The 21,740-nt window shown below is 30.6% G+C and carries 21 protein-coding genes and 1 pseudogene; 4 read left to right on the top strand and 18 right to left on the bottom strand.

The window, feature by feature from the left end:
- Positions 1–203: 203 nt before the first annotated feature.
- From KTC94_RS13505 to KTC94_RS13490, 4 genes are all read right to left on the bottom strand, one after another.
- The gene (locus KTC94_RS13505; RefSeq protein ID WP_220320144.1) at positions 204–737 is read right to left on the bottom strand and encodes a sigma-70 family RNA polymerase sigma factor; all 534 of its coding nucleotides are present in this window, start codon (positions 735–737) and stop codon (positions 204–206) included.
- Positions 738–790: 53 nt separating this feature from the next.
- A complete protein-coding gene (locus tag KTC94_RS13500; RefSeq protein WP_304518656.1) occupies positions 791–1,960 on the bottom strand; it encodes a DnaD domain-containing protein in 1,170 nt (389 codons plus the stop codon).
- Positions 1,961–2,073: 113 nt separating this feature from the next.
- Complete coding sequence (locus tag KTC94_RS13495; protein WP_220319853.1) at positions 2,074–2,463, bottom strand: RNA polymerase sigma factor; 390 nt, start codon at positions 2,461–2,463, stop codon at positions 2,074–2,076.
- Positions 2,464–2,645: 182 nt separating this feature from the next.
- A complete protein-coding gene (locus tag KTC94_RS13490; protein WP_220319852.1) occupies positions 2,646–2,819 on the bottom strand; it encodes a hypothetical protein in 174 nt (57 codons plus the stop codon).
- Between the two features lie 406 nt (positions 2,820–3,225).
- Between KTC94_RS13490 and KTC94_RS13485 the strand changes: the two genes are divergently transcribed.
- The 3 genes from KTC94_RS13485 to KTC94_RS13475 all read left to right on the top strand — a co-directional run bounded on the left by KTC94_RS13485 (position 3,226) and on the right by KTC94_RS13475 (position 5,305).
- Positions 3,226–3,750: a hypothetical protein gene (locus KTC94_RS13485; RefSeq protein ID WP_220319851.1), complete on the top strand. Its 525-nt coding sequence runs from the start codon at positions 3,226–3,228 to the stop codon at positions 3,748–3,750.
- 196 nt (positions 3,751–3,946) lie between these two features.
- Complete coding sequence (locus KTC94_RS13480; RefSeq protein ID WP_220319850.1) at positions 3,947–4,366, top strand: hypothetical protein; 420 nt, start codon at positions 3,947–3,949, stop codon at positions 4,364–4,366.
- 801 nt (positions 4,367–5,167) lie between these two features.
- Positions 5,168–5,305: a hypothetical protein gene (locus KTC94_RS13475; protein WP_220319849.1), complete on the top strand. Its 138-nt coding sequence runs from the start codon at positions 5,168–5,170 to the stop codon at positions 5,303–5,305.
- A gap of 348 nt (positions 5,306–5,653) precedes the next feature.
- Here the strand turns inward: KTC94_RS13475 and KTC94_RS13470 are convergent, their stop codons facing one another.
- From KTC94_RS13470 to KTC94_RS13440, 7 genes are all read right to left on the bottom strand, one after another.
- A complete protein-coding gene (locus KTC94_RS13470; RefSeq protein ID WP_220319848.1) occupies positions 5,654–6,094 on the bottom strand; it encodes a VanZ family protein in 441 nt (146 codons plus the stop codon).
- Positions 6,095–6,184: 90 nt separating this feature from the next.
- Complete coding sequence (gene galU, locus KTC94_RS13465) at positions 6,185–7,096, bottom strand: UTP--glucose-1-phosphate uridylyltransferase GalU (RefSeq protein ID WP_220319847.1); 912 nt, start codon at positions 7,094–7,096, stop codon at positions 6,185–6,187.
- Positions 7,097–7,542: 446 nt separating this feature from the next.
- Entirely contained in the window at positions 7,543–8,733 is a 1,191-nt protein-coding gene (locus KTC94_RS13460; protein WP_220319846.1) for a Coenzyme F420 hydrogenase/dehydrogenase, beta subunit C-terminal domain, read from the bottom strand.
- Positions 8,733–10,241: a hypothetical protein gene (locus KTC94_RS13455; RefSeq protein WP_220319845.1), complete on the bottom strand. Its 1,509-nt coding sequence runs from the start codon at positions 10,239–10,241 to the stop codon at positions 8,733–8,735. The genes KTC94_RS13460 and KTC94_RS13455 overlap by 1 nt, the downstream gene beginning before the upstream one ends.
- 199 nt (positions 10,242–10,440) lie before the next feature.
- Positions 10,441–11,562, bottom strand: a complete 1,122-nt coding sequence (locus KTC94_RS13450) for a polysaccharide pyruvyl transferase family protein (protein WP_220319844.1) — start codon at positions 11,560–11,562, stop codon at positions 10,441–10,443.
- 440 nt (positions 11,563–12,002) lie between these two features.
- Positions 12,003–13,364 carry a hypothetical protein gene (locus KTC94_RS13445; RefSeq protein WP_220319843.1) on the bottom strand — a complete coding sequence of 454 codons (1,362 nt, stop codon included), beginning with the start codon at positions 13,362–13,364 and terminating at the stop codon, positions 12,003–12,005.
- A gap of 240 nt (positions 13,365–13,604) precedes the next feature.
- A complete protein-coding gene (locus KTC94_RS13440; protein WP_220319842.1) occupies positions 13,605–14,912 on the bottom strand; it encodes a hypothetical protein in 1,308 nt (435 codons plus the stop codon).
- A gap of 719 nt (positions 14,913–15,631) precedes the next feature.
- Here KTC94_RS13440 and KTC94_RS17795 point away from each other — a divergent pair.
- Positions 15,632–15,865: pseudogene (locus tag KTC94_RS17795) on the top strand (transposase); the annotation flags it as partial.
- 72 nt (positions 15,866–15,937) lie between these two features.
- Here the strand turns inward: KTC94_RS17795 and KTC94_RS13435 are convergent.
- The 7 genes from KTC94_RS13435 to rfbC form a co-directional block, all read right to left on the bottom strand.
- Entirely contained in the window at positions 15,938–16,849 is a 912-nt protein-coding gene (locus KTC94_RS13435) for a glycosyltransferase family 2 protein (protein WP_220319841.1), read from the bottom strand.
- Between the two features lie 51 nt (positions 16,850–16,900).
- The gene (locus tag KTC94_RS13430; protein ID WP_165413864.1) at positions 16,901–17,458 is read right to left on the bottom strand and encodes a serine O-acetyltransferase; all 558 of its coding nucleotides are present in this window, start codon (positions 17,456–17,458) and stop codon (positions 16,901–16,903) included.
- 24 nt (positions 17,459–17,482) lie between these two features.
- The gene (locus KTC94_RS13425; RefSeq protein WP_220319840.1) at positions 17,483–18,571 is read right to left on the bottom strand and encodes a glycosyltransferase family 1 protein; all 1,089 of its coding nucleotides are present in this window, start codon (positions 18,569–18,571) and stop codon (positions 17,483–17,485) included.
- 272 nt (positions 18,572–18,843) lie between these two features.
- The gene (pssE, locus tag KTC94_RS13420; protein WP_220319839.1) at positions 18,844–19,332 is read right to left on the bottom strand and encodes a PssE/Cps14G family polysaccharide biosynthesis glycosyltransferase; all 489 of its coding nucleotides are present in this window, start codon (positions 19,330–19,332) and stop codon (positions 18,844–18,846) included.
- Positions 19,329–19,787, bottom strand: coding sequence for a PssD/Cps14F family polysaccharide biosynthesis glycosyltransferase (gene pssD, locus KTC94_RS13415; protein ID WP_220319838.1), 459 nt, complete (start codon positions 19,785–19,787; stop codon positions 19,329–19,331). Before pssD ends, pssE begins: the two co-directional genes overlap by 4 nt.
- Before the next feature lie 16 nt (positions 19,788–19,803).
- Complete coding sequence (locus tag KTC94_RS13410) at positions 19,804–21,156, bottom strand: UDP-glucose/GDP-mannose dehydrogenase family protein (protein WP_220319837.1); 1,353 nt, start codon at positions 21,154–21,156, stop codon at positions 19,804–19,806.
- Between the two features lie 25 nt (positions 21,157–21,181).
- Positions 21,182–21,739, bottom strand: a complete 558-nt coding sequence (rfbC, locus tag KTC94_RS13405) for a dTDP-4-dehydrorhamnose 3,5-epimerase (protein ID WP_220319836.1) — start codon at positions 21,737–21,739, stop codon at positions 21,182–21,184.
- Between the last annotated feature and the right edge of the window lies 1 nt (position 21,740).

Raw genomic sequence — 21,740 nt, 5'->3', positions numbered from 1 at the left:
AAAATTACCCCTTATTAATATATCAATTTAATCTACTTCCCTATTACTTGTCGTAATCCTTTAATTTTCGCATTGCAAATATCGACAAACACTCCAGTATTATCACTTCTATTACCTAATCTGGTTTTCATTTATTCCTCATCTTCTTGGACAATCTTCCTATCTTAGCATCTTTCTTGCCAGTTAAATCATCTCATCTAGAGCTACATAAGCGCTTTGAGTTTTTGTAATGCTTTTTTCTTAATTCTTGCAAATTGATGGTAGCTTTTATCACTATCACAGGCTATTTCTCCTATTGAATCTCCTAAAATATAATATCTCTCTAGCATTTTTCGCTCTAATGGCTCAAGCGTTTCGAGAGCTACATATAATTTTTTCACTTCATCATAGGCAATTACTTCATCCTCTAAGGTAAATTCATAATGCCCTGCAGTATCAAAATCTAGCATTTCATTGTTTGGAACTTCTCTAAAATGCTTTATCTGTCCTTTTAGAAGGGCTTTGAAGTTCATTCTTATAGAATTTATGCAGTAGCCGTTAAAGCTGTTGCTGCCTAGCTTATACATGTCTATGGCTTTTATAACAGAAAGGTAACCATGCTGCACTAAATCTTCTAGTTCATAACCTGGAATGTGATACCTTGAAGATTCCTTGAATATGAGATATTTGAATTTTTCTATTATCGCTTCTGTAGCTCCACTCTCTTTATTTTTAGCCTTTTCAACTAGTTTTTCCATAATAAAAACACCGCCTTTTAAATTTTTTATAGAGAATATTAAAAGAAAACTAATCAGTATGCTTGTCCTAATAGCTGTTTTTCTAGAAGATCGAAATCATATGTTCTTTGATCATAGTCGCAGAAGCCACCATTTTTCACATTAGGGCTTGAGCTGCCACTCTTTTTACTAGCCCACTGTTTTTGATAGGATTTTACCTGCTCAGCAGTTTTTATGCCTTTACTTATCCAGCTATTGAGTACTTTAGTGATGTACTTTATAGTTTTAGCATTATATTCTACAGCCTCATCAATAGCCATAATGATAACTTTGCTACTTACCTGCTTTGCAAAATCTAATATTTTTTCATACACCAAAGGCGTGATAGCATGTACATTTTCTTCAAATATCTTAAGTACACTTTTTAAGCCCTCACCATCAGCAGCAGAATTGTTTCTATATTTTATGACTATTGCTTCTTCTTTAGTTAATGCTTCTTTCTTAGTTAATGCTTCTTCTTCTTTACTTATTAATTCTTGTTCTTTATTTATTAATTCTTCTTTATTACTTCTTATTCTATTACTTGGTAGCCCCTTATAAGGGCCTTGTAAGCCCCTACTAATATCCTTGTTAATTATGAATTCACGTGGCTCCTGAATTTCTTCCTTTTTCAGAAAATCATTATTATCTTGGTCTTCTATATTTTCCATGGGAATTACATCAGAGCTTCTTTCTAAAGTAAGATTTATGGGATAATTGTCCACTTTTTCTAAGTAGCAATTTACAGAAGTTCTATCATCAGTAAAATTAATATCAAAAGATTCCTCTATAATGAGGTTCTCGAAAATTTTCGCTACATCTAATTGAGCTACATCACATTTTTTAAATAAAATTTTAAGAAATTCTTTATTTTTAACCCTGGATAACTCGTGATGAACACATTTAATAGCGTTTATATTGTTAGGTACGTTGTATTTCATCCAATTTAACAGCATAATCTCTTTCGTATCATCACAGTATAGTATTTTGTTATACTCACAGAATCTTTTAATTAGCTTATCTACAGTATCTCTGTTGTACCCAGTTTCTGTAGCTATAAATTTTTTTGATATTTCATAAATACCACACTGCGTTGTTTTGGTATTTGAAATAAGATATAAATAAAAGTATTTTTCCTCTGGTGTAAGTTCAAACACAAAGCTATCACTCCAAAATTCTGTATAAATCTGTCTGTATTTAGCCATTAGTTAATCCTCCTTAATATATCTAGTGTCCCTGCAAATCTACACTATTAACGGCTTTTAATTAAGCCCTATATATAATAGCCACGAGAATTGCAAATCCGAACCCCCTATTATTAAATATTTTTAAGTTTTTTATAAATCTTTTTAAGACGGTTTCTTATAGCTGCTTCATTCACTCCTTCAGCACGAGCGATTTGAGTAATTGATATATCTTGAAAAAACATCTTTTGTACTAATACTTTCTGCTGTGGTAACAGTTTTTCCAAAGCATTATGTAATGCTTTACTTGTTTCTTTTTTTTCAACTATGATATCAACAGCCACACTCTTATCTTCAAATTGAAACCCTTGTTCATTCTTCTTCTCTAATGAATTGTGTCTACGTGTTTCTCTTCGTTCATTGTTATAAGTTTCTCTTCCAATTTCTATTGCAATCTCAGCAATATCCTTTGATAACTCAATCTCTGCTATTTCTCCTGTTACAAATTCATACTTAATGACCATTATTACATCTCTCCTTTAATCTTTTTAAAATTCAGATAGAATCTCTTAAAAGAACAAAAAAATAGCCGGATAACTGCTTTTATTAGCAATCATCCGGCACTTTGAATAAAAAAAATAAGAGCCGTACAAAAGCTTTGTTAAAAGCAATTGTTCGGCTCTTAGGTAGTTCTTTTAGACTCCTTTTAGCTCGAAACACATGAATCTAGTTTTTTTAGGTTATTGTAACTTGGCTTGTCTAATCTCATCTGTGCAACTTGTTTACACTGAATGCACTTTATATCTATTACTCCTGTTGCATCTCCCTCTATATCAAATAATCTTCTCCTACAAATCGGACATCTAACTTGCTCGGTCATAATATATCCCCCTCGTGATTATTTATAGTTTTAATACTCATTTTTTACATAAATTAATTTCATTACTTCTTAAACACATGCATTTTAATCTCCCCCCATATTGTTAACCTAATATTAATGTTATACTACGAATGTATATTCGTCAAGTATTTTTTGTAACCATTTACTTAATTTTGTATTTATTACAATGGAAAGAGATTGAACTTCAATTATCTCTACAAGGTCGCAAATTTGATTGACATAAAATTATGTGAATTGTATAATAATTATTATAAAATAATACTTGGAAGATATATTTTTATATGAGAAATAAGTCAATATATAAATATATATAGAATTTTATGCAATTTTAAAGTAAAAATTTATTTATACTTTTGCATAATATGAATGATAGGGGCGAATTAATGTGAGTGAACAAACTGTATATCAGTATGCAAAATTTGATTTTTTAAAAAAATTTCTTTTTACTTCTAAAGTTAACAAACAACTTAAATATTGCAAAAACATTGAATCATATTTACTTAGTAATGATTATTTAAAAAAACTGGACAGTCGATTAAACTTAATAATCTCCGATGGATTTAGCAGTGAGGTAAAAAATAGTTATTTCTTATATAAGGGCTATACCCAGGATGGGAGTTTAACTCCTTTACAAAAATATACTGTTATTGATGGAGAAGTAAAAAAACACATTGATGTGATTAATCATGGCATTATTATTATAGATTTATATGAAGAAAGCATATACCTACATAGCTATCTTAAAAACAGCAACTATATAACAGGCTATTTAATTAAAGAGGAAACAACCTCTGAAACAAACAAAACTTTAATTTTTAGTAATGAAAAAATTAAAATAAATATCAAGAATATTAATACATCTGATACCATTCTTGTAGTTGATGATTTTATAAATAAATTTATCATATAGAAAAGCCCTCCTATCTGGAGAGCTTTTTTTATATTCTGAATACATAACCCAAAACTCCACACAAAACATAGTAGATGCATATATATTCAGTGAAGACAAAATGAACTGTGCTGTTATTTATATTGAACCTCTGTATATAAGAATGACTTTTGTAGAATACTAAGGATAAATATGAGAAATTATGGAGATGTTATTATTGGCTTCTAAAAAAAATTCATTACTAATTGTGATGTTGTCGTTGATAACATTATTATTTTATAGTTTTCTACCTCTAACTAATATCCAAAATGTTATTGCTACAAATATAACACTAGATAATGAAACATCAAATGAGAAACGAGGAACACCACATTATGATTATATTATAGGAAAGGATCACTGGCCTCATTACCGTGTATTCTTTTGGGTTCCTAAAAGTGCTACCCATTTTACACCTTATGCTGATAGCGGAGTTAATACAAACGTTTCAGAACATGGTGATGCTTCAAAGTGGTCCGTAGTTGTTACACCCGAAGTAAAAGATGATAGAAAATTAGTGTTCATATATGTACCTAAAACTTTTGTTTTTCTATATGGAAATGATTTTGAGGATGTTATACATTTAAACTATTATTAGTTTTTAGGTATTTACTATCCATAGAAGATTACCGCAAGTTATCCTATGGATTTAACGACATTATATTGAAGACCTAATAGAATTTCTTTTTCTTTTTGTGTATTAATTTTATAACCTTCTATGAAATCCATGTTCTCTTTTCTATTTCATTTTTTGAAATTATATATTTACCATAAATGACTAATTTCCTAAGTTTCTCAAGAAACGTTTTTATATCCTCAGGTGTAAAATCTAAATGTTATTTGGTGATATCCTCTCACCAATTCATAATTCTCTTATAACTTGTCTATGCTAAAAGTAAATACCCTTTATCTATCTTCAATGTGAATTCTGTTAATGTCGTGAAACCCACGCTTCACACCGAAAAAACCACAAAATATACACCTATATATATTTTGTGGTTCCCTCCCATGGCTACCGCCAAGTTTTTTTGTTTCTATTTTTTTTAAAAATTTGTCATCTTTTCAACCAAACTTCTTTACCTTTAATCCTCATCAGCTGTCCCATCTTCGCCTAGCTTCACATTCCCATAAACTAGGCGTCTGACACGACCCCTTTCCAACAAATGGATGAACAAAGGAACCCGTTTGTTGGTTGCTAATAGCGTTTGGAAGTGAAATAGGACAAACTTTGTTGCTAATGCCTTTGAGTATCTTTTGTTTATTAACATCTTATTTGGATATAATTTAGAAAGAAGAATATATATAGTAGAATATTTGCTAACATTAAAACATATAATCTATATAATTCTAAATGAAAAAAATATATTAATTATTATTAATAGGGGAGGATGTAGTCTTTATGCTTAAATTTATAATTATTTCAATTATATTATCTATTATGTATATTTTATTAGGTAGCTTAATGCATGCAGCAGGTAAGGATACTCCTGTAATGCGAGATATTAACCATAACGAGTATAAATGTAAAAATAATTAACTTAGGCCTTTTGTCTTAGTAAATATCTTAAACACTTAAATACGTACCTTTACCAGGCCTCGTATTATCTAATATGTAAAATATATCTGGAGTTATTATATATCTACCAAGTATAGCTACAATTGATGTTGGTACCTATACTTGTAGTTTTTCTGACGTTATACTTTTGCTCTATTGAAAGCTCTTTATTCCTTGGTCTTCCTGACTTTTCTTCCTATATATATATATAGTCCTTCTAGACACAAAAATGCTCCCCTTAAAGTAGACAGATTTTTATTTTTTAATCTGTCTACTTTAAGGGGAGCATATCAATGCCTACTCAATAGGTCACATTATAAAAATTATAGCCTAACGGGTATTTATTTTATTTTTTATTAGATAGATCTCTAGTCCCATAGCAGCCCCAGCACTATCAATAATGACATCCTTAACATGAGCTCCCCCGCCAGGCACAAAAACTTGGTGCACTTCATCACTTATGGCATAAAGGATACAAATAAGTAATGCAAATACTAAACTCTGTATTCCTTCTACACTATTTCTTATTAATGCATTTATCATTTGTATTCCAAGAACTAAACAAACAAAGAAGTGGGCATTTTTTCTTACTAAGTAATCAAATTTTACATTACTAATTTTAGTATTATGATTAACTTTCTTTATTGCTTTTATACCAATCTTTATTATTCCCGAGCTTAGATTACCTGAATGCTGTCCTCGCTGGAATGACAACTTAAAAATAAGAGCCACCCAAAGAATAACAGCTATCAAAGATAAAATTCTATGCATTTTGTTACTCCCTCTCAAACCACTAATCATCCCTGCACATATCCATTGCCATAGCGGGTCATGAAGTGACCCAATTTCTCTCACTAACTACTATTCATTACTACAAGCTATTTCTTCGTATAAATCATTAAAGTTATCATTATGCTTTAAAGTTTGAAGGTACTTCATGAATGGGACTTTTAAATTATCTCTTTTTAAAGCAAACTCTACTGTTGCCTCTAGAAACCCTAATTTATCCCCTACATCATATCTTCTTCCTTCAAATACGTATGCATACATATCTTGCTGTGAAATTAATGTCTTTAGAGCATCCGTTAGCTGAATTTCCCCACCTTTACCAGGTTTCGTGTTATCTAATATATCAAATATCTCTGGAGTTATTATGTATCTACCAAGTATAGCTACATTTGATGGTGCTACCTCCACCTGTGGTTTTTCAACAAGGTTATTTACCTTGTATACTCTATCACTAACTTGAATTCCATCAACTATTCCATATTTATCGACATTTCCCCTAGCGACTTCTTGAACCCCTAAGATTGTTGTTTGCTTATCTTCAAAACAATCTATAAGTTGCTTTAAACATGGAGTCTTAGCATCAACTATATCATCACCTAACATAACAGCAAAAGGTTCATTGCCTACAAAGGTTCTAGCACAATTTATAGCATGTCCAAGTCCTTTAGGTTCCTTTTGTCTTATAAAGTGTATATTTACCATGTTTGATATATCTCTAACCTGCTTAAGCATGTCATCTTTGTGTTTATTTTCTAATTCTAATTCTAATTCTACTGATTTATCAAAGTGATCTTCAATAGACTTTTTATTTCTTCCTGTAATAATTAATATTTCTTCTATACCTGCAGCAACAGCTTCCTCTATAATATATTGCATTGTAGGTTTATCAACTATAGGTAACATTTCTTTAGGTAGTGCCTTTGTCGCAGGTAAAAACCTTGTCCCAAGTCCGGCTGCTGGTATAACAGCTTTTTTAACTTTCATATAACATATCTCCTTTTTTCTGTAAGTTGTTTTTCACACCCATTTGAAGATTTTGCACATTTGCACGCTATTCTTATGATAGTCCCTAGTGAATTATATTTATGCTTCAATCCTAATTCATTCTTAGCTTTGTCGCTATAAGTAATAAGTATTTCTATCTCCTGCTCTTCGTTCTGTAATTCCAGCTTTCATTTCATAATCTACAAGTTTTCTTGCCACTTCAATGAATTCGGGCCGTTACCCTATGATGTCTCCAAGTTTTTTTTATATTCTTTCCCCAATCTGTTAATTTTCCCAATTTAAATTTTCCTATACTTAATCCCCATTAAATGTACCATTTTCGCATAACTCCCTTTTTTTAAGTATCTGACACGACCCTGTTGCATATTGGGAGGTATATTGCATACCTTCTGTTTGCTAAAGATATCTTCAGAAGGTTATATTGGTTATTTTCTTTTTACTAAATTCTTTATAAATTGAAACAAGCCGAATTTTTTTAGTAATATTACTGCAGCTCTTTTTATTCTTGCATTTAAACTAAAGTTGGCATATTTTTTTGCAATATAAATAAACCCAAATTTATAATAGTCGTCCCAGAACTGTTCACGATTCTCCGGGCATTTAGTAGGCCTCTCCAAATTTGGTTGTAGACAGTCGTTAGTATTGCTCTGCACAAAATCTATCTTATTCTTCATATGATTAAATATAGATTGCCCTTTAGGAGTATTTACAAAAATTAAAGAAATACCTTTGTCATCATCGAGCTCCGGAAGACTCTTTTCTATACCCCAGAAGTCCCCTATCGTAATATCAGATGGCCGGTGTAAATTAGAAAATCTACAATGATAACAGGATTGCCGTAATGCTAAATTAGATTCGAATATATTTGCATAAATTTTCACATCCGGAGTGTTTATTTTGCTTTTACCATTTTCAAATTCAGCTTTAACATTGCATCCATGCCAACCTTTTTCTTTAGCTCTAAAAGTATATGATTTTAACTTCTTCTTCTTCTGAATAAAGTTTAGATATTTCTTCCAAAGTAAAGGGCTGGGTGTCCCATGACAAATGATGTCATTTAGGATTAATTTATCTGTTTTCACCTTTGATATTTCCATATATTTTCTTAATCCTGCTACTTCGCATGGTGTCCCTGAAAAAAATACTGCTTTATTAGTTGCTAAATCTTCATATACTTGTTTAAATGTTTCTCCTAAATTACTTTGCACATATTTTGATCCTTTAAACTTATTCCGTCCAGCTTCAGTTATTGCCCCTTTGTGTTGAACTATAAATTCTCCACTAAATTCTACTCCATAAAGAGTGCATGATGTACTTAACGCATAATCAGAAATAGCGGTGTACGCACCACCCGATGCACTGGTCATTCTAACATTGTCTGATTTATGCTTGAGTGCATATACTAAAGGCTCTGTAAATCTATCCTGAACATTAATTTGATTTTGAAGAGGACATACCTTTCTGCAAAGTTTACAATCTACACATAATTTTTGGTTAACTTCAGGATATAAAAACCCTTCTTCATCAGCCTTCATTTTTATAGCTTGTGTTGGACAGCTGCTTTTACAAGCTGTACATCCACAACAATCTTGCTTTTTATCAAATACTGTTATCATTACCCAAGCATCCCCTTTATTCTCTTGGATATACTCATAAGAGCATGGCGTTCAAATATAAACCCTGTTAACGCAACCACTAAACAAGCATATATGGCTATCACAGTAGCAGTCGCAAACCACGATATATAACTAAACGGATTAAGTTTGATAAATAAAAATGGTAACCATATAACTACTGTACACACAAAAATTCTAATAATTCTATACGCGGTTTCTCTTATTGGTAGTTTTGTAACATTTCTTGGAATAAAGAATAGCAAATCAACATCTCTATAGATATTTGATAGAATTGATCCTATTAGCACTCCTGCTATACCTAAGAACGGAACTAAAATAATGCCTATGATTACAGCAATTGCGCCCTGTATTGTCGTCTGTAACTTCGTCTCTTTGAACATCCCTGCTGAAATGACAAGCATGCCCTGTGGTGTTTTGATATTATATAAAAGCCCATTTAAAACGAACAAAAATCCAATCAATGGCAAATCATAATTACTATCAGTTACTCCACTAGTATAAATTCTAATAAAAGGCATAATTGTTATGAATGCAGTTGAATAAATTACAGTTATCAGGCTATAGTAACAAAATTCAAATTCTCCATAAACCTTCTGCAAAGTTCTTTCTTCACCTCTAGCGATAACATCACCAAATGATGCGGATAACCCGCTTATAAAAATGTTTAATATTCCATTTAATCCAGCTAAAACCATATTGAAAATCGTGTAAACACTTACTAATTTCAAATTTTTGGTGACTATTGTTAGTATTATAACCGGAGCTCCAATTTGCATCGCCCCTAAAATCTGTAAATACAAGGCATCCCATCTCTTATTTAAAGCAGCAAAATTTGGTTCCTCCTTATAGTTTATAAACTTATATTTTGCTTTTACATAAAACATCAAAATAAAAGATCTTAAAAATATTGAAAACAATGCCGCAAAGCGCAAAACTACTATGTCAACTCTTTGATTTGCTAATACAACAATAATAAGTGTATTAAAAATAATATGAACTATCGAAGCCAAGGATACAACATAAGTTCTTTGATCTGCCGATAACAACACCCTATATTTTGAAAGAGTAAAGAACTCTAAAGAACCATTTACCCCCAAAATTAAAACCAAAATCCCAACATTAAGTGGTGTTACAGCATTCGAATTCACAAACATTGGATATATTACAGCTAAACCAATCGTTAATGATATAAATATGTAACCCGATTGTGTATAGAACTTCTTTGCTGCTGATACTACTCCGTTTATAGCTTTATTGTCACCATCTGCTAAAGGTTTATATAACGCATATATAGCTGCTCCTGAAAGCCCAGCTTCCACCAAGTTAAAATAAACAATAAACTGATTTATTGATGACACTAATCCATTAATCTCTGATCCATAGAACTTAAGCATTATAAAGGGGGTGATAAAACCTGCGATCATAAGCACTACTTGATAAAAAGCGGTTGATATTGAATTATAGAAAAACTTTTTTGTACGATTCATCATTTATCCCTACAATCATTTTTATTTTACTCCACATCAGGGTCGATTCCCTATGATGGCGAGCGATAATTTCCTGTTTATGTATATCGTTAATAATATATACCACATCTTACTAGAATATTAAACATTGCACCTTTGATTTCTCGCCGATTAAGCAACAACAAAACTAATTCAGATAAGACTATAAATAATCCTAATTCTATTCTTTAATAGCTTCTATTAAAAATTTAATAGACTTTTTTCTTTCTTGTTCAATCACATTATTAGCAAATTCAAAATCAATCTTTTCAAAATGCTCTTTTTGTAGCGTGTTTTGCGTGTCATACTTCTGCTCTTCAAGCCTACACATTTTTAATAGACTTTCCATCCTAGTATTCAATGTATCATTAAACATGATTGCAAACTTCTTATTTAATGAAATTGATAACGCCATTCCGTGAAAAGAATTTGTGCATACATATTCAGCGCCCATCAATAACTCTATGAATTCCTCTGGTCCAATATCGCTTTTATCAATAATTGGTGACCCGTTAGGTTGCAATAATGATCCGATTCCAACATATTTAATATGTAAATCTTCTTTTTTCGCAAATTCAGATATTTTCTTAAGTGCTATTTCTGGACTTCCTATTATATACACGAATATATACTTTTGTTTTAAGTCATTTTTGTATTTTGATGCAAAGCTTTCCCATTTCTCTGGTTCAAGTAATAGCGTTGGATCCAGAACGTGCGTAGCATCCAATTGAAGCTGTTCATTTAATATCTTTATGCCTTTTTCTTCCCTTGATGATATAGCAGTAAAACTAGATAAAAGCGGTTTGATTTTATGACAGTCCTCTTCCAGTAATTTTTCAATTCCAAAGCTTGGAGCATAAGCAATCTTTTTTGAATTGCCTTTAACGAAAGATAGAAAATATGCATTTTCATTTCCATTAAAGCTATAATTCCATATCTGATCACTACCACAAATATATACGTTATAATCCAATGTGTCATTCTCTAATTCAACAGTGGTCAAATACGTGCTAGGCGAAAGATTTAAAACTTTATTAATGAAACTATCAAAAGCTTCATATCTTTTGCGACGAACACTTTGTGCGTGCACCAATTGTTTTCGCTTTATAATCTTATATACCTTAGCCCTCTTTCCTCCTGAGATTCTACTTTCTTTGTAATTATCAACGATTGAACTCGATCTAAAATTGATAATTTCTGACTCATACCCCAATATATTCAGTTTTGTCTGCAATGCATACGCTTGCAGAACAGCACCATAATTGTAAGCACAATGATATGTTATTATACCGATCTTAACCATCTTTTTAACCTCCTAATAATTTGGTGTGAATTTGAAAACAAGTTTTCTTATGTCCTTTTAACGATGAAAATAAATTACTTTTCTAATCTGAATTTTGAAATCATTATTGACTTTTTCTTTTGTAATTAACTGCAACAGTTCTGTATTTTATATAAGATTTAATGGGCCATAATTCTTACTGCTTTTAAATTCATTTACTATTTTTCTTAATCTTTTTCGTCACAAATTAATTCTATAAGTGCCTGTTCGCTATCTAATACTACCCCCTTATTGCATTCAAGAACCATTGCTGCAATGTTTCCGATATACTTATTATGTCTCTATGCCAACAGTTGGATTTCTAGCACTCACTTTCTTTTTAATATATATCGTTTAAAAAGAAATTTAATTATAGAATTATTATACGCTCTTAAAATCATTATTAAGTTTTAAATATACTCTTATTTAGCGTTATAATTGTTTATTCTATTAATTGATAAAATAATAGCAGGTATAATCCATAAAAACACTATATAAAAGCAATCTAAAGTATAAATCATCAATGACCATGCTAATACTGCAATAACAATATATGCTGATTCCTTATCTTTAAAGAAATTAAAGACACTATCCCTTATAGAATAAATAATATAGACTGCATAAAATAACAAACCTATCAATCCACTAGATGTCAATAACAAATTGTATGTATTCATCGTACTTAAAGAACTAACTACACTGCTCGTTGTATAGCTCTCAGAAATAACTTTAAACTGCCCAAAGCCTATCCCAAAAAGAAAATTTTTCATCCATACATTATGCGCCAACAAATTAATAGCTTCTCTGGCATAATTACTTCCGGTATCAGCATTATATAAAATTGAAAATGAGCTATTAATATAAGCGGCAGAACCAATCAGTATAGGTATACTTATTAATAGTACATATTTGTATTTATATAAAATAATTAAAACTGTAACAATAGCAAGTATTACCAAGCCAGTTCGTGACAAGGTTAAAATAATTTGAATAAAAATCAATATCTCAGAAAGCTTAAGAATGTGCTTATTTATTACCTTTGTGAAAGCCCTAGTCTTAAATAATACAAAAGCTGGTAACAAAAGAGCACACATAAAATTACTATCTGCAACAGTACTTCCTATCCGCATAATTTCGTACCTATATCTTTCACCTTGTGCCCATTGTGACATAAAAAATGTTTTTCCCACAATAAGTTCAATATATCCAATCGCTACCAATGTTCCTATTGATATAAAGTAAACAAAAATAAGTGTTTTAGCATATTTTAAATCCGATTGCACTAAAATTTGAAATATGATACTCATTAAGAAAAAACAAAATATATATATAATGAGTTGCATGTTAATTTCTGTCTTTATAAAGTTTACTATACAAATATATAAAAACCATATTATGTACACTTTTAATGGGACAATCATTTCCTTAGTATTTCTACTGATTCTTTTTTCAAATAGCAACCCAAGAATACACAAAAATATACATAAATAACTAATTATTTTTATCGAAAGAGAAATTGATGCTATTTTAAACTCAACAAGCCACAACTGATTGTTGATGGCTATAAATAAAATACAGAATATCAAACTGTAAATGTCCCTAGTACATACTACCACGATAGCTAACAATGTAAGGAACACAAGCAATCCCATATAGTTTTGTGAAGTATATATAGCTATCCAGGATAAAGCTACAAAAGGAGTTACAACTAAAAACATTATTATACTGTTTTTGTGATTATAATACCTACTGTTTTTAATTAAACTATTTTCTATAGAACCCATACTTCTATTACCGCCTTCTAAAAATTTCTTTAATATTCATTTAAAATACTTCTGTTTACCAATCTCTACTCTTGCCTAATTTTTTTTACTTTTTACACACAGCACTGACTAATAATATAAAATGTATAGGATATTTTTTTAGTTTTATTATCAATAAGATAAAAAAACATGTGTCAATTTTATCTGTTATACCTATCTTCAAGTTATCTCTTCCGCCATATTAAATATTATAAAAACATCCTAACCTTTATTTACATTCCTTTGTTCCTTCTGCACTTTCGGATTCTTTTTTATATAAATATACGTAGCAAAATGCTTTTTCGCAGGGTTCTTATTTCCAAAAGCTACTTTAAACGAATTTTCGTGTTCAAATACTAAACCCTTTAAACTAGGATTCTTTGAAGAATATAAGGGTTTAAATTTATTTCCTAACTTGAAATTAATCAAGTGCTGCTTTGTCTTATTAATTTCTACAAAAGACGCTATTACATTATCAATTGAATTAAAAATAACCCCATTACCTTTTTCCGTTATCATCGTCGCAATATTACCACTGTTAGGATTAGTAATTATACATGTCCCTGCCATCGATGCTTCAAAATACACATAGCTATATGTCTCAGCACAAATTGACCATAGCACTACATAATCAATCTCATAGTACCTAAGTGCATCTACCATTGCATTACTACCATTTTCAATGGTTGAAATGCTTACATTAGTTACATTTTCTAACTTTTCTTCGCCTGTACCTAAATAATAAAAGTTATAATCCTCAGTAAGAGTTCCTAATTCTTTAACAAAATGCTTCCACTGTATATATCCCTTATTAATAAGTTGCCCTCCAATAAATGCAACCCTAATCTTTTGGGAATCATTGCATTGTCTTTTGTACTCGTATTCGCCTTGATATAGCATATGACTCCTTACTAGTGCTTTATCTATATATTCTGGATATAACGCTATCCAGTTGGCATATACATATTGGGATGGAATAACAATTGAAGCAGTATGCTCCCAAATTTTGTTCAAAAAATTCTTCAGTGAGGAAATATGATCTTTTGAAACACAATATTTTTTACAATACTTACATTTTTCATAACTAGGAAAGTTAAAGCCACAAAATTCACCGGTGCTATCTATTAAATTTACACTCTTACATATTGTATAATAATCATGTATAAAAATTGTACTTGGTAAATTAAGTTTATTAAGCATAACCCCTAAATCCTCTAAAATATAATTTAATAAATGATGTATATGCACTCCAATCGGCCTCATACCTTGTTCTAAATTTAGTTTATACAAAATATTAGGTAGGTCATCAAGACAATAAATCCCCATAAATTTTTCATCAAAATTAACACCAATATATTGTTTTCTTTTTACCATCCTTGTTAGTTTATTAAAAAAAGAAAATATTTGTAGCATGTGAATATCTTTCTCTATCAGCACATCAGCTATTTCTCGCATAGCCTTTTCTGTGCCAGTTGGTTTAATTAAATAATTCGAGTGTGAAATTGCAATTATGTATTCACCTTTATCCACCTTTATCTCCCCTTGTATAATCTAGTTATAAGTTTAATAAGAAAACACTCATAAATATAACGAATAAATTCTTTACTTATCTTTGTTAACGTTAATTTTATTTTTATTCATTCCTTATTTTCATGCTTACCTTTGCTTTTGATTTTTTATTCCTTAGATTCCATTTGGAAACCTACCATTGCTATTTTACAATGCTATAATATCTCATGAATAGAGAAGATAGATGTTTTCCTCCTGAGAGGTATTTTTTTACCTACTCATAAAATATCGTATCGTCCCATCAGTGAGTATTTTGTGTTTTAGCTGGTTGCGTTTCCTGTCTTGAAATTACCCGTGTCACTAGCAAGGTTGCAAACTAACTGATAGAAGCGGCCTCTCTACTCTACCTCAATTTTAATAAAAGGAGATATTTATTATAAATATTTAAATAGTACAGTTATTAGATTTATGTTGATTCAGTATTTTCTTTCACTTCAATCCTTTGTCCCATCGGAATCCAGTTTAGAAAGCCTTTCAATATCTATAACAACTTGTATATCACTATATGTAGCTATTGACAATGAAATTAAAAATTTCATTGTCAGCGATGCTCTTCCACCTACGGTAATGAAGATGTTGAGTTATTAATGTCTCTCGGAGGCATTGGATATATCACAGCTTTAACCATATCTACTGAGATCGGTGATATTAATAAATTATTATAGCCTAATCAACTTGTCGCTTTCTTTGGTGTTGATCCAGCGGTCAATGAATCTGGAAAATTCAAAGGCGACAGAGTTAAAATGTCTAACCGTGTAACTCGTTTTGGTAGAAAAGCACCCTATTCAGTTGCTTTAGTATCTATAAGAAGCAAAAGAAATGGAGAGCCTATAACCCCTGTTTTACTCAAATACTACCAAGAAGCTTACCAGTTAAGATTTTCTAAATTCCCCATTGTACGTATTTTGAAATAGTCTTTTTGTTGTACTATAAAAAATAACTACTTTTAAAAATTTATGGTTGACTTTATTTCGCTTGTCTATATGTTATGCCAAACCTAGCAAAACACGAATTTTAAACGAACGATTTATATTACGCTTTTCGGTAACAGTTGAAGAGCTAAAAATGAGCTTAAATCTACATCTCCAATCTTTTTTATAATTTGCAAAATCCTCTAATATTTTTCTATCATCTTGCTCAATTAATCCACACATATTCTTCAAAATTTCTTCAGCATATCCAGCCATCGAGCAACCATCAGCTTTAACCCATAATCTAAATGCTTGTTTCATTCGTTTTGTAAAACCATTTTGGCGCCCCATAACATTATTTCTATGCTGTCGGTACAACATTCTAGATGTATGGTCATAAACAACATTCCCTGTTAAAATACAAATAATTAACATTGTTTTATCGTGCATAGGTGACTTAGTTATATTAGCTTCTCTAATCGCATCCAGTGCTGGTCTATTAAACACCATAGTACACCCTAATGATGGATTGCATACCATTACTTTTGATAAGCAAACACCGGGAACTTTAGTATGTACATTATAATTTAAAGATTTTAAATTTTCATCTACTACTAGAGCATTTGAGAAATAAAGCAAAGGGCTTAATTGTGATTTTTGCTTTTCTAAAGAATTAACTGCACTTTCAATTTTATCTTTATTCCATATATCATCTTGATCACAAAATGCATAATAATCAGATTCAGGAGCAATTGAAATTAATTCCGAAAAACTTTTTACAACCCCCTTATTTGCACCTTTAATTATTGTTAAGGATAATTTGCACTTCCATTTTTTTAAAATACTCAATGTTGAATCTGATGAGCCATCATCTCGTACCAATAATTTAATTTTACCTGCAAAAGTCTGATTAGCGATGCTATTTAATTGCTCTTCAAGAAATTCCTCACCATTATACGTCGATAATAAAATCGTAATACTATTCATCAAACTCACTCACCTTAATTTTTATATTGTGATTATTTTTCTTCTGATAAATCAATCTGTATTTTTCATACCACGCATTTCTTTATCTAAAGAAATAGTCAAAATCTCTTGTTTACTAAATACTTTCATATTAGGTGGAACATCTTTTTTAATTATTGTTCCAGCCCCAATTATAGTGTTTTTTCCCACAATTACTGGTCCGAAAACACATGCATTGGCATATAGTATGACATTCCCATAAATTAATGGCTGTACTATTAGTTCACCATTTATAATTCTTTCCTTGAAATTGTTTCCTCCCAGAGTAACACCTTGGTATACCTTAACAGGACCTAATGTTTTAACAGCTGCACCTATAACTACTCCTATTCCATGTATTAATACAAACCCACCTGCTAAATCTGCCCGATAATCAATATCTACACTATAAATAACCTTATTAATAAATTTGATTATTGGAGGAATAATCGGGATATGGATTTTATATAAAAAATGGGAAATTCGATATAGTAAAACACAATGGAAATTACTATTAAGAAAGATTGTTTTAATAAATTTAACTTTAGATCCCTTTGAACATGCTTGTATATCTTCTATAATTTTAGACATTAGTCGCCCCCCATTTTAAAACAATTACCTACCCGAATTTAACAAATAAATCTCCTGCAATCTTTTAGCCTCATTTTCTATGTTGTACTCTGATTCTAAAAATACTTCACACGCATTATCTCTTTTATAAGTGTCTTTATATTTTATTATTTGTTCCGCCCAATATAATGGAGTTTTATCTAGTGAAATATATTCCACTTTCCCTGTAATTTGAGCTTCCTGTGTCACAGTATCTGCTACAATACAATGCAGCCCTGAAGCTTGCACTTCAACTAACACAACTGGCAACCCCTCAAATCTAGATGGAAATACAAATACATCCATTGCATGTATAAGTTGTGAAACATCCTTCCTTTTCCCTAATATCAATACATCCTTATCTAGTCCCAAGTCATTAATTTTCTTATCAATATCCGCACGCAAATTACCATCTCCAACAAGCATTAATTTAGCCTTTGGATTCATTTTATGTACTTCAAAAAAAACATCCAATAAAAACTCATGGTTTTTTTGATATGAAAAATGTCCTATATGTCCTAATACAAAATTGTCTGTAATCCCAAGTTTTTTCCTATACTCTTCTCTAATAGAATTATTAAATATGAATTTTTCAATTTGTATACCGTTATTAAGTATTGTGTATGGCTTATTGTAAAGCCAATCTCCAGCTAACTTAGAACATGCCAAAGCAATTGTGGTTTCATTATTTAAAAATAATTTTAATAAATAATGAACTACTTTATTGTTACAAGTACTGTTATGGCAATGCGCTATTCTTACTGGTACTTTAGCACACTTAGCAGCGTGTATATCAAAGTATAAGGTTCCACTATTTCCATGTGCGTGGACAATTTTGTAATTATTTTTATCAATTAGTCTTTTTAATTCTTTAATATATCTAAAAGTTTTCTTTTTTCTTGAAGGAAGCTCATAGATTTCGCCTCCTAGTTTTTCAATTTCTTCCTTCACCCACTCTTCGGCTCCATGTCCTAACGCAAAATCAAATTGAACTTTTGACCTATCAATATTACGATAATAATTCATAATTACGCTCGTAATTCCATCATACCCTAAGTATGTCGTGGTAACAACTAACACTCTTATTTGATTCATTTTTATCTACCGCTCCTCAAATACAATAATAAACCATACCAGCTTATTAATACATTTTTATATTAAAGTACTATTCATATAAGCTTAAATCTATTAGACCATTCGTTAAAATCAATTTCTTTTCCTCAATAAGTTTTCGGATATTTTAAATTTAAAATTTTCTTTTCTGCTCTAAACTAATCTAATGAGTTACTAGGTTATTAGGAAGATAATATGTCATTTTTATATATAGTATTTTTAATGAATTTATAAAACTGTAATTTTTACTCTTATCAATATTGACACTCGCTTTTAATAAAACTTTCAATTGATTCTAAGATGTTTTTAGTATTAGATTTATAATTGTTAAACTTACATTTATTTATTTTATTAAGTGTGCAATCTAATTCTTTTATATCAGATATCCCAATTATATAATTCATTTCAACAAATTCACTTATAATTTCTTCTTGATGATTATCAACATGTTCGTCATATTCTTTTAACCTTGGTACAGCTATCACTTTCTTATTTTTCTTTACCGCACCTATAATTGCTCCTGTACCTCCATGCGTTATTACTATATCACTCTTTTCCATATAGTCCGGAAATTCATCCCTATCTAGAAACTCCTTAAATTTATAGTTTTTGGGTTTGTAATCACTATATCCTATTTGTGCAAATACTTCTTCAGTTATATCGCCTTGCTCTACTAATCTATCTACTTCTATTAATAATCTATTGAATTGAAACTTCTGCGAACCCAATGTTATAAATATCAATATATACCCCCCTTATATATAGCATTTGGATAAAACGCTCTTAACTCTTCCCACTGTATATAAAACTGATCTGCATACTTATAAAGTAGTTTTCCTGTTAATGTAGGTGAGTTTATCTTTGCAAATGACTCTATATATATAAGCTTTTTCCCAAATATTTTTGCTATCATACACATTGGTATAGTGGCTAATACACCAGTTGATACAACTATATCTGGTCTCTTTTTAATGAATATTATTAGAGATAATATTGTGTTTACAATAAACTTAAATATCATATTAAATTCTTTACGATTAATTTGTTTTAAATAGTATTGTTCTATTTCATCTTTTGAAGTGGCATATTGGGTTTCTTCCGTTAGTATAAAGCTTTCGTATTTTCCCATAAGTGGCTTAAGCATCATCAATTGTTCAAAATGACCACCTGAAGATGCAGCAAAACATATTTTTTTCATATTTAGATTCAACTCCCTAACTTCTATAACCAGCTGCAACCTCTTCTAATGCAGTATTATTCAAATTTAATATTTCTTTTCTCCCTATTGAATGATACTCTATTTGTCCTTTTTCTACATCTGATATTTTGTAACAGTTTCTGCCATCAAATATCACTGGAGTATTCATTAATTCTACATATATATTTAAATCTAAAGATTTAATTTCATTCCATTCTGTAAATATAAATGCTACGTCTGCATCTTTTAAAGTATCTTCTGGAGTTTTTACATATGTGATTTCAGTTGGAAATAGTTTTTTAAAGTTTTCTTCTCCTACTGGATCATATGCCACAATTTCTGCGCCTTCTTCCAATAGTCTTCTTATATTAGGTATAGATGGTGCTTCCCTCAAATCATCTGTTCCAGGTTTAAATGTTAGCCCTAAAACTGCCACTTTCATTCCTTTTAAGCTTCCAAATCTTTGTTTAGCTTTTCTAAATAACTTGTATTTTTGATTTTCATTTACCTCTATTGTTGCCTTTATAGTTTTTAACTCATATTCATTATCATTAGCTAACCAATGAAGTGCCTTTGTGTCTTTTGGAAAACAAGATCCTCCATACCCAAGTCCTGCATTTAAGAATTTATCCCCTATTCTTGGGTCATAAGACATCCCTTTTGTTACATCCTCTATATCTGCACCAACAATTTCGCAGAAATTTGCTATTTCATTTACAAATGATATCTTTAATGCTAGAAAGTCATTTGATGCATACTTTATCATTTCTGCACTTCTTCTATTGGTCACAATTATAGGTTGATTATATCTCTTATACACTTCTTTCAAAGTATCCCTAGCCACATCTGATTCAACACCTATTACTATTCTATTAGCATACAGTGTATCTTTAACTGCTGTCCCTTGAGCTAAAAACTCTGGATTAGAAGCAACTTCTATGTGAACATCATTTCTCAAATGTTCCTCTAAAAATTCTTCTATTTTATCATTAGTTCCTATTGGAACTGTAGACTTAACAACAACCAAACAATCCTTCTCTACATTTTGCGCTATTTGCTCTGCAACAGCATATACATAATCCAAGTTAGCGGAACCATCCTCTCTTTCTGGGGTGCCTACTCCAATAAAGACTACATCTGCCTCTTTATATGCCGATTTATAATCAGTCGTAAATTTCAATCTGCCTTCTTCATAATTTTTTTTAAGTAGTTCCTCTAATCCGGGTTCATATATTGGAGATGTGCCTTGCTTCATTAATTCTATCTTCTCTTTATTTGTATCAACACATGTTACATTTAAGCCTAAATGTGATAAACACACACCTGTAACTAATCCAACATATCCTGTTCCTGCTACTACAATTTTCATGTTTATCTCCTCTTTCACACTTACTTTAAATCTTTATTTTACATTCCTTTAGTGTTTTCGCTAACTTATCTTTATCAGAAAGTAACACTTCATCTATGCCATCCAGTGGCCATTTTATATTAATGTCTAAATCATTCCAAGCAATAGATCCTTCAAATTCTGGGTGATAAAGTTGAGTACATTTGTACACGAACTCTGCTGACTCAGATAATACTAAGAATCCATGAGCAAAACCTTCTGGAACATAAAACTGTTTTTTATTCTCTTCTGTCAATAATGCTGAAACCCATTGGCCATAGGTTTTTGAATTAGCTCTTACATCTACTGCCACATCAAAAACTTCACCTTTTATAACTCGTACAAGTTTTCCTTGTGAATACTGAGTTTGAAAGTGTAACCCTCTAAGAACCCCTTTCTTTGATTTAGACTGGTTATCTTGAACAAAAACCATATCAAGTCCAGCTTCCTTGAATTCTTCATAGTTATAAGTTTCCATAAAATAACCCCTTTGGTCACCGAAAACCATTGGCTCTATATTATACACTCCTTCAATGGAGGTTTTCTCAAATTTAAATTTACCCATG

Origin of the sequence: Clostridium sp. CM028 (assembly GCF_030585565.1) — a bacterium.
Classification (GTDB): Bacteria; Bacillota; Clostridia; order Clostridiales; family Clostridiaceae; genus Clostridium_AD; species Clostridium_AD estertheticum_B.
Note: the sequence above shows the minus strand (reverse complement) of the source record. Positions and strands in the feature narration are given on the sequence as shown.